At 49.9% G+C, this 16,058-nt stretch carries 20 protein-coding genes and 1 pseudogene; 14 read left to right on the top strand and 7 right to left on the bottom strand.

Features of this window, described 5'->3' with window-relative positions; all coding sequences use genetic code 11:
- Nucleotides 1-294: 294 nt before the first annotated feature.
- Nucleotides 295-1,386, bottom strand: a complete 1,092-nt coding sequence (locus tag ACMGGP_RS04045; protein WP_498798193.1) for an acyltransferase family protein — start codon at nt 1,384-1,386, stop codon at nt 295-297.
- A gap of 280 nt (nt 1,387-1,666) precedes the next feature.
- Here ACMGGP_RS04045 and ACMGGP_RS04050 point away from each other — a divergent pair, with 280 nt between their 5' ends.
- Nucleotides 1,667-1,906 (top strand): hypothetical protein, encoded by a 240-nt coding sequence (locus ACMGGP_RS04050; protein WP_498798194.1) that lies wholly within the window; start codon nt 1,667-1,669, stop codon nt 1,904-1,906.
- Nucleotides 1,907-1,908: 2 nt separating this feature from the next.
- The gene (locus ACMGGP_RS04055; protein WP_498798195.1) at nt 1,909-2,232 is read left to right on the top strand and encodes a S24/S26 family peptidase; all 324 of its coding nucleotides are present in this window, start codon (nt 1,909-1,911) and stop codon (nt 2,230-2,232) included.
- Between the two features lie 340 nt (nt 2,233-2,572).
- Here ACMGGP_RS04055 and ACMGGP_RS04060 read toward each other — a convergent pair.
- Nucleotides 2,573-3,103, bottom strand: a pseudogene (locus tag ACMGGP_RS04060) (site-specific integrase).
- 172 nt (nt 3,104-3,275) lie between these two features.
- On the opposite strand from ACMGGP_RS04060, the gene ACMGGP_RS04065 reads away from it, so the two are divergent.
- Nucleotides 3,276-3,569 carry a DUF2542 family protein gene (locus ACMGGP_RS04065; protein ID WP_033766659.1) on the top strand — a complete coding sequence of 98 codons (294 nt, stop codon included), beginning with the start codon at nt 3,276-3,278 and terminating at the stop codon, nt 3,567-3,569.
- 1,029 nt (nt 3,570-4,598) lie between these two features.
- Here the strand turns inward: ACMGGP_RS04065 and ACMGGP_RS04070 are convergent.
- Both ACMGGP_RS04070 and ACMGGP_RS04075 read right to left on the bottom strand, forming a co-directional pair.
- On the bottom strand, nt 4,599-4,811 hold the full coding sequence (locus ACMGGP_RS04070; RefSeq protein ID WP_064689934.1) for a hypothetical protein: 213 nt from the start codon (nt 4,809-4,811) through the stop codon (nt 4,599-4,601).
- Nucleotides 4,812-4,940: 129 nt separating this feature from the next.
- The gene (locus ACMGGP_RS04075) at nt 4,941-5,168 is read right to left on the bottom strand and encodes a putative hemolysin (protein WP_089414547.1); all 228 of its coding nucleotides are present in this window, start codon (nt 5,166-5,168) and stop codon (nt 4,941-4,943) included.
- 498 nt (nt 5,169-5,666) lie between these two features.
- Between ACMGGP_RS04075 and ACMGGP_RS04080 the strand changes: the two genes are divergently transcribed.
- Entirely contained in the window at nt 5,667-5,990 is a 324-nt protein-coding gene (locus tag ACMGGP_RS04080) for a hypothetical protein (RefSeq protein WP_498798196.1), read from the top strand.
- 317 nt (nt 5,991-6,307) lie between these two features.
- On the opposite strand, the gene ACMGGP_RS04085 is transcribed toward ACMGGP_RS04080, so the two are convergent.
- Nucleotides 6,308-6,634, bottom strand: coding sequence for a SymE family type I addiction module toxin (locus ACMGGP_RS04085; RefSeq protein WP_022626076.1), 327 nt, complete (start codon nt 6,632-6,634; stop codon nt 6,308-6,310).
- Between the two features lie 302 nt (nt 6,635-6,936).
- Nucleotides 6,937-7,836: a LysR family transcriptional regulator gene (locus ACMGGP_RS04090; RefSeq protein ID WP_010671249.1), complete on the bottom strand. Its 900-nt coding sequence runs from the start codon at nt 7,834-7,836 to the stop codon at nt 6,937-6,939.
- A gap of 141 nt (nt 7,837-7,977) precedes the next feature.
- Between ACMGGP_RS04090 and ACMGGP_RS04095 the strand changes: the two genes are divergently transcribed.
- The 4 genes from ACMGGP_RS04095 (at nt 7,978) to ACMGGP_RS04110 (ending at nt 10,709) form a co-directional block, all read left to right on the top strand.
- Nucleotides 7,978-8,301, top strand: a complete 324-nt coding sequence (locus ACMGGP_RS04095) for a hypothetical protein (protein WP_060679616.1) — start codon at nt 7,978-7,980, stop codon at nt 8,299-8,301.
- A 212-nt stretch (nt 8,302-8,513) separates the two neighbouring features.
- Nucleotides 8,514-9,077: an NAD(P)H-dependent oxidoreductase gene (locus ACMGGP_RS04100; RefSeq protein WP_498798197.1), complete on the top strand. Its 564-nt coding sequence runs from the start codon at nt 8,514-8,516 to the stop codon at nt 9,075-9,077.
- Between the two features lie 80 nt (nt 9,078-9,157).
- Complete coding sequence (locus ACMGGP_RS04105) at nt 9,158-9,880, top strand: putative quinol monooxygenase (RefSeq protein ID WP_022626072.1); 723 nt, start codon at nt 9,158-9,160, stop codon at nt 9,878-9,880.
- A gap of 25 nt (nt 9,881-9,905) precedes the next feature.
- Nucleotides 9,906-10,709 (top strand): carboxymuconolactone decarboxylase family protein, encoded by an 804-nt coding sequence (locus ACMGGP_RS04110; RefSeq protein WP_022626071.1) that lies wholly within the window; start codon nt 9,906-9,908, stop codon nt 10,707-10,709.
- A 346-nt stretch (nt 10,710-11,055) separates the two neighbouring features.
- Here the strand turns inward: ACMGGP_RS04110 and ACMGGP_RS04115 are convergent, their stop codons facing one another.
- Nucleotides 11,056-11,292, bottom strand: coding sequence for a DUF2171 domain-containing protein (locus tag ACMGGP_RS04115; RefSeq protein ID WP_003854080.1), 237 nt, complete (start codon nt 11,290-11,292; stop codon nt 11,056-11,058).
- A gap of 355 nt (nt 11,293-11,647) precedes the next feature.
- On the opposite strand from ACMGGP_RS04115, the gene ACMGGP_RS04120 reads away from it, so the two are divergent.
- The 6 genes from ACMGGP_RS04120 (at nt 11,648) to ACMGGP_RS04145 (ending at nt 16,035) form a co-directional block, all read left to right on the top strand.
- Complete coding sequence (locus tag ACMGGP_RS04120; RefSeq protein WP_050498552.1) at nt 11,648-12,244, top strand: DUF1349 domain-containing protein; 597 nt, start codon at nt 11,648-11,650, stop codon at nt 12,242-12,244.
- Nucleotides 12,245-12,348: 104 nt separating this feature from the next.
- Nucleotides 12,349-13,368, top strand: a complete 1,020-nt coding sequence (locus ACMGGP_RS04125; RefSeq protein ID WP_163799274.1) for a DUF481 domain-containing protein — start codon at nt 12,349-12,351, stop codon at nt 13,366-13,368.
- 103 nt (nt 13,369-13,471) lie between these two features.
- Nucleotides 13,472-14,437, top strand: a complete 966-nt coding sequence (locus ACMGGP_RS04130) for a magnesium and cobalt transport protein CorA (RefSeq protein WP_010259025.1) — start codon at nt 13,472-13,474, stop codon at nt 14,435-14,437.
- A 131-nt stretch (nt 14,438-14,568) separates the two neighbouring features.
- Nucleotides 14,569-15,078 carry a hypothetical protein gene (locus ACMGGP_RS04135; RefSeq protein WP_223565618.1) on the top strand — a complete coding sequence of 170 codons (510 nt, stop codon included), beginning with the start codon at nt 14,569-14,571 and terminating at the stop codon, nt 15,076-15,078.
- A gap of 12 nt (nt 15,079-15,090) precedes the next feature.
- Nucleotides 15,091-15,546, top strand: a complete 456-nt coding sequence (locus ACMGGP_RS04140; RefSeq protein WP_010671255.1) for a DUF421 domain-containing protein — start codon at nt 15,091-15,093, stop codon at nt 15,544-15,546.
- A gap of 255 nt (nt 15,547-15,801) precedes the next feature.
- Entirely contained in the window at nt 15,802-16,035 is a 234-nt protein-coding gene (locus ACMGGP_RS04145) for a BssS family protein (RefSeq protein ID WP_010259022.1), read from the top strand.
- Nucleotides 16,036-16,058 lie beyond the last annotated feature (23 nt).

Genomic DNA, 16,058 nt, shown 5'->3' on the forward strand with positions numbered 1-16,058 from the left:
TGCCAGTCATACTCCCCCCACAGCCATACGGCCACCACCAGAATAAAAAGCCCGTTGAAATAGAGGATGTTTTTTGTCATCAGTATGGTGATGGCAGAGGTGACCCCACTTACGCGCGTGGTTAGCCTGAAAAGCTGCTGAAGATTCATTCTTGAATTATTTGTTTTGCAGGAATTTGGCGGTGATCCTAGTAAATGGCATCTGTTTGTCAAGGCATCCTGTGTTGCGGATGCCTGGTGCAGGCATGGAAAAATCACAGGCAGCATCGAAAAGGCTTACCTGTGATTGTCTTTCTTACTGGCTCACTTCTCTGGCAGGGACTTTAAAATACAGTGATTTGAGTTTGTTAATTACATTTAAATTTGCCATATAAGTTGGAATCAAAACTCCAGCGAGTGTGTATGTCGCAATTGAAAAGTCATTATGGAAATGCTGAAACACTCCGAACGATGATAACGGCGCTGGCTTGGCGATGAATGTTGATAATAGGTCTAATAAAATAAATATGCTTAGGTGCCATGTCATGATGGAGCGCGTGCTTTTCCCTACCAGAATCACTGCTGAACTGTCACTGACGGACCTTGAGAACGCGTTAGCCAGGATAAACACACAATAGATGATGAGCATGGCGATCAGCGTTGTCAGGATAAAACCATCTTTATATTCACTCCATGACATAACCATAGGGGTTGTGCCATACGACACAGTTATGACCGTCGTCAGTATGAACAGCAGCAACAGTGCGCTAAAAGAGTATGCGCGGAATATAAATTCCCTGACTGCATAACCGATAAGCATAAACATTGCGCCATACATTGACTGCGTTGCCAGGTTATAAATCTGCTTGTGTGACGACTGGTATTCAACCGCTACAATGTTCATGGCAATCACACCGCCAGTCAGGGCGAGCGCTATCAGCAATGAAGATCGGACCGACTCCCTGGCCGGTATTTTGTTGAACAGAGCGACGATGATAGTGCAAAGCACCAAAGCAACGATGTAGGCTAACAAAAACCACGCCACCAGAAACAACTGGTTGTTATGCATATTGCCGAAGTATGCCTTACCGATGCTGTCAACAATGTCGGTGCCAAATGGACTCGACAGCGATGAAAAGCCAATATCAATGAGGGCCAGCGCGAGGCAGCCAATGATCGTATAGCGAATAATAAGATATGTTAAAGCTGTACCGACTGATTTAAAAAGCTTTTTGACGTTTAATCGGTCTTTTAACGTGATTCCGCCGACAAAAAAGAATAGCGGCATGTGAAAGTAATAAGGCTTCAGGACGCTCATAAAATCTGCATAGTGACCTAAAACAACGGCAATGATGCCAATGGCCTTCACCAGATAAAGGGCGTTACTTTCTTCTTTTGATAGGTGCATCTATCGTCATCTCTCATGAATCAGACATTGTTATTTTGACATGACTGTCGCGCACTCTTTGAGCGCTAGCAGGATGTCATGAAGTCGTTAAGGAAGTGATAAGATATAGTAACCTAATTTTATGATGGTGTAGTCAAGATAAGTTAGCTCGCTTATAAATCATGCATTAAACCCCATAACCTCGACGCCTTTACAAATCTCTCAGTCGCTCCGCCTTGATCAAAACCACCGATTGATATTACTGTTTATCCATACAGTATTTATCAGAGGGGAATTTATCATGGCGAGAGAGAGTGACATACAGGCGGCGTTCATGGGCGCGATAACGAAGGATGGGCGTGGTAGGCAGATTGTCACCACTGCGGCATTCCAGAAGCGTCTGGATGACGTGAATCACGTCTGGACGCTGGCGGAGTGCAACCGGTGGATTCGGCGTTACCAGAACTTCTTCTTCGAGCTCGTTACCGAGGAAAGCGAGAATAAGACTTGGTCGTTACGCAACATGGGATACGTGAGGTAACTATGGGATTTCCATCACCAGCGTCCGATTACATAGAGCGACGCATCGACCTGAACGATGTACTGATGCCTCACCGCAACAACATGATCCTGATTGAGACACCTGACGGGTTCGTGCTGGCGGACAAGTCACTCAAGCCCGCACCGGGCGACAAGATTGCATTCCAGATGGGCGAGTACCCACAACTGGGCCGATTGTTCATCACAGGAATTATCACCTCAGACGGAGAGACTATCGACGGAGAGGGCATGGAAGGCATCATTGTGCTGGGGAAAGTGACGGCGGAGGTCGTGTCCGTTTATGAGCCTCTGCGCCCGATTATCTAATGGGACAGATTTGAGACACGCAAAGGTTTGAATCTCTTTTCATGCCTTTGCATGTTTTCGCATCATGGGACGTGTGAGCGCGGCAGGATGCGGTAAGTAACTGTGTTAAAAGGTCATTCTATGAACTTCTAAGCCGTAGGTCACAGGTTCGAATCCTGTAGGGCGTACCAAATAAAATCATCGGTTTACGCCAGCTTCAATCCTACCTGATTATCTTCTTGTGTCGTATTTGTGTCGTATTTGTGTCGCTCTCACCCAAAAGTGAGTCAATTTTGCGCGCATGTTCGGTCAGGTGGTTAGGTGCGAGGTGAGCATACCGACGCACCATTTCAATATTTTCCTATCCACCCATTTCCTGCAGCGCGGAAAGCGGAACACCAGACTGGATTAACCAGCTCGCCCACGTATGCCGTAAGTCATGAAAGCGGAAGTCTTCTATGCCTGGCGCTTTTAGACCGATATTCCACGCCGTGTTATCATCACTGCGCATTTTCCTGCCTGCCGGTGCCAGCGTTCCATCGCTGCGATGCTTCGCCTTGGTTTGTACGAACACCTAACGTGACTGCTTATCTATCTGCCCCTTCAGCACTTTGCATGTCGTATCATTCAGAGCCACGCCAATAGCCTTGCCCGCTTTGGCGTTCTCCGAATTAATCCAGGCGACCTTCCTTTGCATATCAACCTGCGTCCATTCCAGATCCAGATTGTTTGAAAGGCGAAGGCCGGTAGCCAGCGCAAATATGACCACTGGTTTTATGCTTTCCGGCATGCAATCAATCAGCCGGTTCGCTTCCTCTCGCGTTAACAGCGGATGCGCTAGCTGACAGGCTTCTTTGTTTTGATATCCGGCGCTGTCTTTATCCAGCCCCATTCATTTGCTGCTGCACGCAGCAGCGATTGCATAAAGGCTGCATGGATGAGGTTATTCAGGCATTCACTATGCAGACACTTTTGAGTGAGTGGCGAAATATTACGCCACCCTTACTGGAATCTTATATAGCTGTGTAATAATGAACCTAAAAAATTGGCTGGGATGAAAAATAATGGGATTTCAGTATTGGTTCACAGTATGTGCCGCCTTTATAGTTGGTCTAATAACGCTGGCTGAGTCTTTCATTTACATGCATCGGGGAATCTATACCAAAACCTTTAAGGGAACGAGTCGCAAGGAATTCATCTACAAGGATGCCAAACCTATTGAATATTGGATCAGCACTATTCTTCATTTTGGAATTAGCATCATGATGATTGGGATCGGCTTCTGGTTCTTACAGGAAATCCCCGCAGTTAACCATTGGTACAATGAAATCCGCACAATGCCAGCATTTTGGTTTTAGGTCTCGTTCGCAGTTCAACCTTTGCTTAGGAAAAACAACCTCATCGTTTACCCAATCTTAAACCTCTAACTTGCGGTTTTTTTATTGCCCGGAGAAAGCTATGGGCATTCAAGTAAAAGGCATTCAACTGGCTCAGTAGAACCTCAACCCTCTGATTGGAGACATTTAGGGCTGAGCAGCGAGAAGTGTTTGAAAGGAATTAAAATTTGAATGGGTAATCCATATTTCGCATGATGGTTATAATCTTCAGGTAGCTATACCATTTTTGCTGCACACCTTTTAGGTGGCGATGATGAGATTCTTGTTAGTCTGGGGGAGCACTCAGGGAGTATTGGGCTCGAAGAGCCAGAATTTATGAAAAGACTAATGAAGTTGTTGCAACAAAGAATCGCTAGTGCCTTTCCATAAATTCATAAAGTGCATAATGGCATAGCCCACTCAGGTGGTTTTTTTGCTATCAGGTCTCAAGCATTGGGCAGATTGGGCCACTTCTTATAAGCGAAGATATAGAGTGTAAAGAAATGCAAGCCGGGGAATGATAGTAACAGAGCCATTTTCCATCCGAATCCCGCCTTTTGAGCCATACGAAAGCATGGAATAAACATAAAAAACCAGATTATGAACGTCATCGCTGCGAGTGGGTTTGGGTGTTCCATTGTGATTTCTCCGTGATTTGCGTTCTCTGGCTTATCGGCAGGCGCGCTATGACTTTTAGCAAAATTGATCATTTTCCACTTTTTTTCGACTACTCCATGCGAGGATTTATCCCGTCTATTATTTTGGGTATAGGGATATGAAGAAGCTGATTTTTGGTGCGGTTATTGCAACATTGCTTTCCGGCCGCGTCTACACAGGCACTAACTTCGACGAATCAAAGCTGAAGAAATGGATAAAGTAATTACCATTTCTCAAAACGGCTTAGCCGCTTTGTCTGACAACTACACCAACCTTGCGCGAATGAATGCTCAGGCTAAGCCCCTGAGGTCCTTCTGTTGGCCGTCGATGAACAGCTTCTTGAATGTCGCTTCGTTATCGTTGGTTAGCTTTGCGATATAGCCAGACACCGATAAAGGCCAGCAGAGCAGAAAGCACCGCCTTAAGTGCAATCACTGTGAATTCGAAACTATCCATAGCGCCTTCACCATCACCGCTAATGTGGCCTTCTACCAGGGATCTGATGATGCTTTCAGGTTTGAGAAACCAAGTTGCGGAGAAGATTATAATAAATATCAGTATTTTCATCGCACTACACACTTTGTGAAATCAGGAACATCAATGCGGCCGTATGCTGGTAATCCTCCTTTCATAAAGCCACGTCCCATTCTTACGGCTCCTTGATAGCTGCCCTGATATCCCTTCCGACCAACGAGTCTATTGGTTATCCCTTCTGTACAGCGCCCACTCCTCGATGCGCTCTCCGCCTGGCAGAGTACAGTAACCTGATTCACCATCCGCGCCCTTCACTATGTCCAGCTTGCCGCCCATCTTTTCACAATACACAGAGGCTGGGTTAGCCATGCCCACAGCGTGTTGTCTGTCATTATGGGGTACACAGGCTGTGAGTAATAAAATGGTCGCTGCGATTGTAATTGTTTTCATTTTTAACCTTATCTGAAGAGATTGATGAGGGTTAATCGTTATATCCACGCTGCTTCATCTCGCGCTGGTTTTTCTGTTTAATTAAACGGCTATTGTGACCCTGTGTAGCCATTGAAATCAGATCATAACCTGGGCTTAATCCCGCCAGTTAGTCTGGATTTATACATACATCGTGTTCATTAGGTGCATCACCTCTATCCCTTACCTTTGGGATCGCATCTCATCAGGTTACAGCCAGAGCTGCGTTGGCCCCATCAACCGGCTTTCAGCAGCTGCATTGCTGGCCGCTTATTCGTCAGCTGTAACAGGCGCATTGATAGAGCACTTAAGGAGGGGCAGCCAACGCGGGATTAACGGGTTACACCACAGCAATGACAGTAGCCTAGACAATTTCATCGGGCGGTACCGGTGCCGCCCATGTAAAGAGGAGGGTTAGCATGGCTCAGGTACACTGTGCTATATTTTGCTCGTATCGCAACGGCATTCAGGATGAATCAGATGAGCGAATTTGAGCAAGAACTCTATAATAACGGCTTCTCCGATAAAGAGATCGGTAAACTCAAAAGTATTATAAAAAAAGACGAGTCAAAAAAAGATACACTTCAAAGCCTCGTGATTGATCTAAGTAAACGCTTCTGGGGCGGAGTCATTGCTCTTATTATTTTGATGCTTATTGGGCTGGGTGACATTTTCAATGCAGATGCTTCAAATGCTATTCCATATATTGTTGTTCTGACGTTTGCATTTCTTGTGATCTATTTTGTTACACCTCTCAACCTAGCATGGAAATCATATAAATTTACCAGAGAATGTAAGCGCTAATTTTTATCCAAAGTTAGTTATCTGATTCCTGTTTCTGGCACTTATTTATAGTAGTACGATCCTTACAGGAACATAGTGTGTACATCGATAATCTGTATTTTTCGATAACAATCTGATAATAAACATTTAATAATTCTTCAGAAATCATTCCAATCTATAGATTATCTGTAATCTCATTATAAAAGGCGATTAAAACGGGGGAGCGCTACGCTAGCGGGGCAAAAGATCCTTTAAATATAGAAACGCGGATAATTATTGCCAGCAATACTGATCTGCCGCTCCCCAACCAGAAGCGGCATCCTTTTACCTCAACGCCACTAACCCGCAACCACACCCGACAAAGCCAGAACCTGCTTCTGTTTTCTTGCAGGCAGCTTATTCAGCTGCGCTAACGCGTTAACCAGCTGCTCATCGACCGGCTCTGGTGGTTTCACGGTCAGCACAATACGGCCCGCCGTGACTTTTACTTCTACTTCGGTGCCGGTGGTAAATCCGGCGGCAGCCAGCCACTGGCCTTTCATGATAATCGACGGAATACGCGCGTAACTGGGATACCGGCTGGCGTAACTCACCGTTAATTTGCGCTGGGAAACGGAAGGGGCTTCTGAATTTAAACCAACTGCATTACACTCTGACTCAGTCATGATCTCTATTCCTTTTCAATAGTGATTGTGATTAGCGATACAGGAGTGCTCCAACACCTCTGTATCGCGCTAAATACCTGTACATATAATCAACTATTGCAGGAAAAGTCCAGCTGAAAATCGATGTAAATCAGTGACTTTAATCATCTGATAAACAGCGAGTTTTACGATAACGATCTCAAAAAAATGCAATTAACTGAAAGCATTCATTGTTCGGAATATAAGAAAAGTCACAGGTGATATCTCGTCATAAATATCTGCCATTAGCCGTATTCAGTAAGCCCGCTATCAGTAACAGGTGCTTAACCCGCAGTGTGCTTAAGCAGAAAGTCGATTAACGTTTTTACTCTTTTCGTTTTACCCGCGCTTTTAGGATAATAGAGATAAACCGGCGGATAAGTTTTCCAGTAACGCTCCATCACCGGAATAAATGCCTCTTTATCCGGCTGTAAATTATGAACCGGTTCAAACAGTCGCCCGATACCCAGCCCGTTGCGAATGCCATCAGCCATCACCTCAATATCATTACTCATCAACTGACCCGGCATCTCAACGGTCAGCTGTTCGCCATGATGATCCAGAATCAGCGGCAGAATACGATTATTGGTGATAAACCGGTAACCGATAAGCCGGTGCTGATGCAGGTCAGACGGAGACGCTGGAATGCCGAACGCTGCCAGATAGGCAGAAGAGGCATACAAACCTTCGCGAAACGGCTTCATCAGCGGTCGCGCCACCACGCCACCTTCCAGAATGTCGCCAAACCGGATCCCCAGATCAAAACGTTCATCAATGATGTTCACGGTACCATCGTATACCGAAATTTCCAGCTGAATACCGGGATATTGCTGGCAGAAAGCGGCCATCGCAGGTTTCAGCACCAGCAGATAAGCAAAGCGCGAAAGGGTGATTCTGACCAGTCCCGACGGTTCCTGATTCTGGTCACGGATGCTTTCCAGCGATTTTTCCAGCGAGGCTACCGCTGCTGAGGTTTGTTCCAGCAGCTGCTGTCCGGCATCGGTCAGCTCAATCCGGCGCGTGGTTCGCACAAATAGCGGATGACCGATGTGCGCTTCAAGCAGCTTCAGCGCCTTACTGACAGAGGGGGGAGTAATCTCCAGTTTGCGCGCAGCCGATGAAATATTTCCTTCGCGGGCAATGCTCTGGAAGATGCGTATCTGATTATAGATGGCGTTGTTCACGGGATAATCCTGACACAATCGGGCTGCTTATTATTAGCCGCAGGCTAAATATCTTTGAGTCAATAGTGGCCTAATCTTCACTAAATCGCGAGCATATACTCCTTATCAGTTCCCCCTGGCCGTGAATCTCAGGAGATTGATATGCGAATTTTGTGTCTGGATAAACCCGCCCCCGATGCCACGCTGGAAAAGTATCATCCTCATCTGGCTGCCGAAGCTTTCCATGCCTGGAGTCTGTTTAAATCCGGTGCGCTACGCGATATTTACTACCGACAGGATCGACCCGGTGTCGCGATCTTCCTTGAATGCGACTCGGTGGAACAGGCTCAAAGCCTGCTGGCTGACTTTCCGCTGGCAAAATCCGGTCTGCTGAGTTTTGACTGCATCCCGTTAGGTGCATTCACCAACTGGGAAAGCCTGTTCGCTGCAGAGTATAAGCCTCAGCAAGAGGGCGCGACTCAATGATCAGTTGCAAACCGCTACCGTGTGTTGTCATCCGACAGGTGTCAGGGAGGCGGCGCAGTAAAAACGCTGCGTGAAGCGCTAACGGCAGGAAAGGCGGAAGCCGTAGCGATTGGATTTGATTAAACGGTGCCGGACGGCAAAAAGTAACCAGCGCGTGATGGCATCGCCAACGCCTGGCTATCTGTTAAAAAATAGATGATTAAAAACTGAAAATGAAAAATATATTAATTATTTCCGGTCATCCTGACCTGAGCCATTCGGTCGGTAATGCTACCATTCTTAATAAAGTCGCTTCTGCGCTGCCTGATGCTGAAATCCGTCGTCTGGATGCACTTTATCCGGACAACAACATCAATGTCAGCGCCGAACAGGATGCACTGCTGAAGGCAGATATTATCGTCTGGCAATTTCCCTTCTCATGGTATTCGCTGCCAGGGCTCATGAAGTTATGGCTGGATGACGTATTTGTTCATGGGTTTGCGCACGGATCGACGGCCAGACTCGGCGGTAAAAAACTGATCCTCTCCTTCACCACTGGCGCACCGCAGGCGTTATACGCGGCAGATGGCGTCTTTGGTCATCAGCTGGAGGATTATCTGATTCAGTTTGAAACCACCGCCCGGCTCTGCAATCTGGAGATGCAGAAACCGGTTTATACCTGCGGGATAAGCTATGCCAGTCGTAATGAAACTATTATCACGCAGCAAATTGCTGCAGCAAAGCAACACGCGTCGCGACTCATTGCTCAGCTCAATGCGGAACTCACAACGGCTTAATAGCCAGATGAAACAGAAATCACGCCGGATAATACACCGAATGAATCGCAAATCACCTCATCCGATAATTAAGGCAGACCGTGAACAATATTACCGCTCTGACTCTGACTCTGCTGATGGCCGGCCCGGCATCGGCAGCCGCTTTAACAGACCCCACAAACCGTGTCATTAATCTGCATGAAATGGAAATTAAGGCCGGGAAAAACGGACAGTACGATGAAGTTGCCAGAGATAATATTACCCGTTCGCTGGCAGAGCAACCAGGTACGCTGGCGATGTATTCACTGAAACATAAAGAAAATGCTCATCAGGCTTATATGATTGAAATTTATGCGAGTGAAGAGGCATACCAGCAACATCTCAGTTCTGAGCCGTACCGGTCTTTTATTACACGCGCACCTGATCTTATCGGCCAGAAAAAGAGCACCGTGCTGGAGCCGCAGTTTCTGGGTGATAAACCCTTCGTACAAAATAAAGAAACCATTAATAACCTGGTGATTGTTGACGTGAAACCGGCCGATCAGCAGGCATTCCGCGATATTGTGCTGCCTGAAATGGCGGAATCACTGAAGGTGGAACCGGGCGTACTGGCGATGTATGCCGCGACCGATTCGAAAAACAGATACCGCTGGTTCTTCTATGAAATCTACGCGAGTGACGCCGCCTATCAGCAGCACCGCGAAACGCCCCATTTTCGCGACTATATCCGGCTGACAGCTGAGATGACCGACCGCAAAGAGGCGATCCCCGTGGTGCCTGCTCTGCTGAAAAACCGCGGCGCTCTTAACTCTTTTGTTAACTGACCTTTACCAGGGAGCTGATCAGAGGATGAAAAAAGTGATTGCCGCCGCCGCGATCTCCATGATGCTGGCCGACCTGGCCGCTGCTGAACCCAAAAGAGGTGAAACTATGTTGAACGTCAATCCATCCAGCCTTTCGGTTGCCGACATTGAGTCCGTCTCTCCCGCACTGGCTCGTTTCGGACGTGATGCGATAACCGACGATCTCTGGAAACGCGATGCACTTTCGATCCGTGACCGCAGTATCGTCACGCTTGCCATTCTCATCGCCCGCAACCAGCCCGCTGAGTTACAACATTACGCCGGTGTGGCGCTCGACAGTGGAGTGACGCCTGCTGAAGTCTCTGAAATTATCACTCACCTGGCGTTCTATTCCGGCTGGCCTAATGCGATGTCCGCAATTGCGGTGACCAAAAATGTGTTTCAGGCGCGAGGCATTGGTGCCGATCAACTGGCCGAAGCCTCTCCGGCACTGCTGCCACTGAATCAGACAGCAGAACAGCAGCGTTCTGCAACGGTAGAGAAAAATGTGGGGCCGATCTCGCCCGGGCTGGTCAGATTCACCGCCGATCCGCTGTTTCTCAATCTGTGGCAGCGGCCAGCGCTAAAGCCTCGTGACAGAAGTCTGGTGACGGTCAGCGCACTGATTGCTTCGGGACAAAGTGCGCAAATTAGCTACCATCTCAACCGGGCGATGGACAACGGATTGACGGCTGAAGAAGCGGGCGAGATTATCACTCAGGCCGCGTTCTATGCTGGCTGGCCAAATGCCTTTTCAGCGGTTCCGGTGGTGGGGGAAGTGCTGCGGGATCGCGCAGCAAAACAGGAATAACCCGCAGCGGGTGAGGAGCTCAGGTTTTACTTCACCCGCCGTTTCTTATGCCCGCCGGATACCGACAGAGATCCGGCAAAGTGCTGCGCCATTCTGGTGGTTTTTTCCCTCCCGGCGCAATGCCATGATGACCGCTCTAAACCTTCCACTAACGACCACCCGCCACCGGGCATAAAAACAGGGAGCACCGCGTCATGGAAAGTAAAAATCTGACAGATATTGCTGAAGACGTTTCAGGCGGTGTGAAATATAAAGCAGTAATAAATTAAAGATGGGCAGGGCAGGAGGCGGAAATTACATTGCGGAATAAATAAAATAAGCCGTGGCGGGCGCCACGGCTAATGTTTTATGCAGACTGCCACTCACTTTCAACATCCGCTTTGGCTTTAGAAAGGATGACTTTATTATCATCAACTTCTTTCACCCAGCTGAATGGAATAATGTGGTGTTTGCCGCCCGCTTCAGGATCGCTTTTCGCCAGCTTAATTTTGTCGTCGCCTTCGAAATGGTCGACAATCCCGACATGTTCGCCATTCACATCAACAACCTGCGCGTGATCTAAAATTTCTGATTTATCTACCATGGTGGCTTAATCCTTATATTTAATGAGTTCAGTTGCCCTCAGACAAAACAAGCCTGGTTGTTAAATGCTGTTTTCGCCAGGGGATTAACAAAATGAAATAGTTCAGTGAACTGGACCTGGTCGCAGTTATTTATTTCCGGCAAGAGAATAAAGGGTATATAAGCGAAACCGCAAACAGAGTCGGAGTATCTGCAGCCATGGGTCTGCTGACCTCACTGCCTGCCACATCGGCATCATCAGATTTGCCGCAATCGTCTGCCGCCCGTTCAACAATCAACGCTATGATAATCAGGTCAATCGCCACGCCGCAGATCGGCCAGCACGCGGGCGGTTTAACTTACCCAAAGGAGTGCCTATGACAGCAGTCAGTTCAATTACCACTGAAGGTGGCGTCTGGATTAATCAGCCGCCGGTACACAGTCTGGATGGCGATACGCTGAGGTTCGAAACCGCGCTGAACAGCGATTTCTGGCAGCGTACCTGGTACGGGTTCGAACGGCACAGCGGCCACGCTTTTGGCTTCTGGGTGGAAAACGACTTTACCGTTCAGGTGCAGGTGAGGGCGGATTTCAGTCAGCTCTACGATCAGGCCGGGCTGTTTATTCAGGATAACGAAACGCACTGGGTTAAGGCGGGCATTGAGTTTAACGATGACCAGCCCGCAATTGGCAGCGTGGTGACGCGCGAGTTTTCCGACTGGTCTACTGGTGTGTTTCCCGGCGATGCGCGCCAGTTCTGGCTGCGCGCCACGCTGGAAAACGCAGCCTTAAGAATTCAGTACTCTACCGACGGCGTGAGCTGGCCGCTGTTACGGCTCTGCCCGTGGCCCGGTCAGGCGCGGCGGTTTGTCGGAGTAATGGGCTGCTCGCCTGAACGTGAAGGGCTGGCGATGAGTTTTACGGACTTCGCTATTACTCCACCGCTCGGCAAAGCACTGCACGATCTCTCCTGAGCCAGGCGGCGCATTGCATATCGTCGCAGAATCGGCTTAATTGTCAGGTCAGAATTTGCGGTGACGCGTCGCCCGTGCAAGACGACGCCTTAACAGGGAAAGCTATGCGTTGCGCCACCTCGTTTATCCCGCTGCTGGTCATCAGTTGCTGCGCCGGATGGGCACAGCAGGCCACTGCCGATACCGTCTGGCTGAATAATGGCGATCGGCTGACCGGCACGATTCGTTATCTCAGCGACGGCAAGCTGGGGATAGAGACACACTACGCCGGTACCGTTACGCTGGACTGGAGTGCGGTCAGTACGCTCGCCAGCGAGAATCCGGTGAATGTCGAAAACAAAAAGACCGGCGAACATTATCAGGTGCGGCTCTCCTCATCCGATCCCGGCTATGTCTGGGTGGAACGCAACGAGCAGGAGCAGCAGGTTTCGCTGCGGCGCATTGATGAGTTTATGAAAGCCAAAGTCCGCAGCGATCAGCTTGCCTGGACCGGCAACATCGATGCAGGCGTGAAGGTCAAAAAAGCCTCGACCAAAACTGACGACTACAGCTTCGCGCTCAACACGAAACTGAATCAGGGAAAATGGCGTCATGATATCGGCGCGACCTACAATCGCGAGCAGGAAAACGAGAGCGTCAATACCGATAACTACAGCCTGCGCTACGCCTTTGACTATCTGGTCAGGGAGCAGTTCTTCTGGCAGACCCGCGCCACCTACAAGCGCGACTGGGTGGAAAATCTGTCACGTCAGGCGCTAATCGGCACCGGTCCGGGTTATCAGTTGTGGGACACCGAACTCAGCGCGTTCTCACTCTCGGTGCTGGGCGGTGCCTTTGAGTATGGCTACAGCGATGACCGGGAAGAGCGGCACTTTGGCGGCTCGCTGCGCTGGAACTATCAGCGCTATCTGCTGGGCAAGTCGGTCACGCTTTACAGCAATGGCGATGTTGGCCATTCGCTGGATGATGACGGCGTATTTATGCTGGATGCCGAAGTCGGGCTGCGCTACAGCCTGACTTCGTGGTCAACGCTGCACGTTGGCTATCACCGTAATCTGGTCAGCGGCATACCCGATACCCTGAACGAAGGCATTTTCTCCACCGGATTAGGGCTGAAGTGGTAAGCCGCTGATCGAACAGCGTCGCAGCAAATCCTTACGGTTTTTATCCGGTTACAGGCGCGGGATTGGCTAAGCTGCATGTATTGTCACAACGGGAAAGCAGAAGATGATCGTAAGCAGCAGGGTGTATCGTCCGGGATGCGCGGGCGAAGAGGTCGAAGTCGATGATATCAGTGAAGTGATCAAAGAGCCTGAGGCGTTTATCTGGCTCGGGTTGTGGCAGCCAGACGCTGAGTTTATGGCGAAGATTAAAGAGGAGTTCGGCCTTCATGAACTGGCGGTTGAGGATGCACTCAATGCCCATCAGCGACCTAAAATTGAACATTATGGCGAATCGCTGTTTATCGTGGTGAAAACGGTGTGCGCTAAGGATGACAGCTGCGAACTGGGCGAAACGCATCTTTTTGTCGGAAAAAACTTCCTGATCAGCATCCGTCACGGCGCCTCTGAAAGCTACACCCCAGTGCGGCAGCGGGCGGCTGAAAACCCGGCGCTGCTGAAGTTTGGTCCCGCTTATCCGCTCTACTGCCTGCTCGATTTTATTGTTGATCGCTATGCCGAGCTCTCTACCTCGCTGAATGAACGGGTCGGACAGATGGAGAACGATCTCTTCACCAGTGAATTTGATCGCAAGTCGGTGCAGTCGGTCTACACCGTGCGGCGTCATCTGCTGAAACTGCGCAATGCGGCGCTGCCCGTGGAGGAGATCTGCAATCAGCTGATCCACCTGCATGAAGATCTGATCCCGCGTCCGCTGCGCGCCTACATCCGTGACGTGCAGGATCACGCCCGGCATGTCGTCACCGACGCGGAAGATATGCGCGAGATGCTGACCAGCGCCATGCAGGTCAATCTGGCGCTGGTGACGGTGCAGCAGAATGAAGTGGTGAAAAAGCTGGCAGGCTGGGGTGCGATCCTGGTGATCCCGACCGTGGTCTTCAGTATGTATGGCATGAACTTCGAGCATATGCCGGAGCTGAAGTCGCTGTATGGCTATCCGCTGGCGGTGGGGCTGACCCTGCTGGCCTGCGGCGGGCTGTGGGCCAAACTGCGTCGCTCCGGCTGGCTGTAAACGGCAGGATGCGGTGCCAGATTGTCCCGGTGAAAAGGTCACGACCCGCCAGATAGTGAACCGATACTGTCTGGCTATGCTTAACGCAGCGTGCAGTTTTTGTTCCTGAGCCAACAGTGTGTGAGGTCACGGTGAAAAAAGAGGATAGCAGCGGTCAGGCAGTACCGATTCAGGAAAACCTCCGCTGGGTACGCCGTGAATGGCTGATTCAGCGTATCGGTGAATACGTCCTGATTGCGCTGGTGATTCTGGGTGCGTGCGGACTCTTTTCCAAAGGCGTGCTGAGTAACGGCAGCGCCCGCTCGCCGGACGGGACCATCCAGGTGGAGTATGAACGGTTTGGCCGGGTTGAGAGCAATATGGATATGCGCATTCGCTACAACGCACCGGTAACCGATCGCTTTACCGTTACGATTGGCGGTGGTGCCCTGGATAACCTGCAAATCCAGACGCTGCAGCCTCAACCGCTGGAGGCGGTGACGATTGGCAGCGATCTGCGGCTGACCTTTTCGGCCCGCAACACCGGACCGGATCACGCGATCTGGCTTGGCCTGCAGCCGCGCAATGCGGGCCGCATTCACGTCACTATTCATGGTGACGGCCATGCTCCGGCCCGTTTTACCCAATGGATTTATCCCTGACAGAGGCGCTTTATGGAAACGGTATTACGTGCCGCAGCGATCTACCTGGTGCTGATGGTCGTGTTTAAAATTGCCGGCAGACGCACTCTGTTGCAGATGACCTCTTTCGATCTGATTCTGCTGTTGATCATCAGTGAAGCAACTCAGCAGGCGCTGCTGGGCGACGATTTTTCGGTGACCGGCGCGGCGCTGACTATTATCACGCTGGTAGCGATTGATATCGTGCTGGGCAAACTGAAAAGCCGCTTTCCGGTGGTAGAGCAGGTGATCGATGGTGGCCCGGTGATCCTGGTCGAGAATGGTAATCTGCTGACTGACCGCATGAAGATGACCGGCATCAGTCCTGATGATGTGCTGGAAGCGGCGCGCTCCGGGCAGGGGCTGGAGCGATTTGATCAGATTAAATATGCGGTGCTGGAGGTTAACGGCCATATCTCGATTATTCCCCGAGCCGATAAAGAGTCCTGAGGGGCGTTCGCCCTGGCCTGACAGGAGAGCGCCCGTGCCGGAGCCGCGCAGGTTACACACGCCTGAGATATCCTCATCCCCTTGCTGCAGCAGGCCCTGGATGCATTACAGATCCTCATTGCGTCACGCTGCGCTTGTTATGCCGCTTCCCTTGTAATCCTGTCGATTTCGTTCAGACTGAGTATTCCACTCATGCTTTATCATCAGAGCTGGCCTGACTATCAATCAGCGTTATGCTTTTACAGTCAGGATTAAATGAATGAATTTACGCGATTTACCTTCTACCCGGTTACCGGCTGGCATATTGGTCCCCTGAATACCCATCAGGCACTGGTAGTGAAATTCGGTTATATCGATCCCAATGCCCCGCGTGAAAAGGGCCCGCAGGAGACCCTGTTTCTGGGTCTGACCCTCGAAATGGCGAAAAAGCTGGTCGCCAATCTTTCCGAACACATCGACTACGCTGAAAAAAAGAGCACCCAGCACTAGTTTCTCACCGCGATCGGTTACCA

The sequence above is a fragment of the Curtobacterium sp. BNK-1 genome (assembly GCF_048685235.1).
In the GTDB taxonomy this organism is placed as follows: domain Bacteria; phylum Pseudomonadota; class Gammaproteobacteria; order Enterobacterales; family Enterobacteriaceae; genus Pantoea; species Pantoea agglomerans.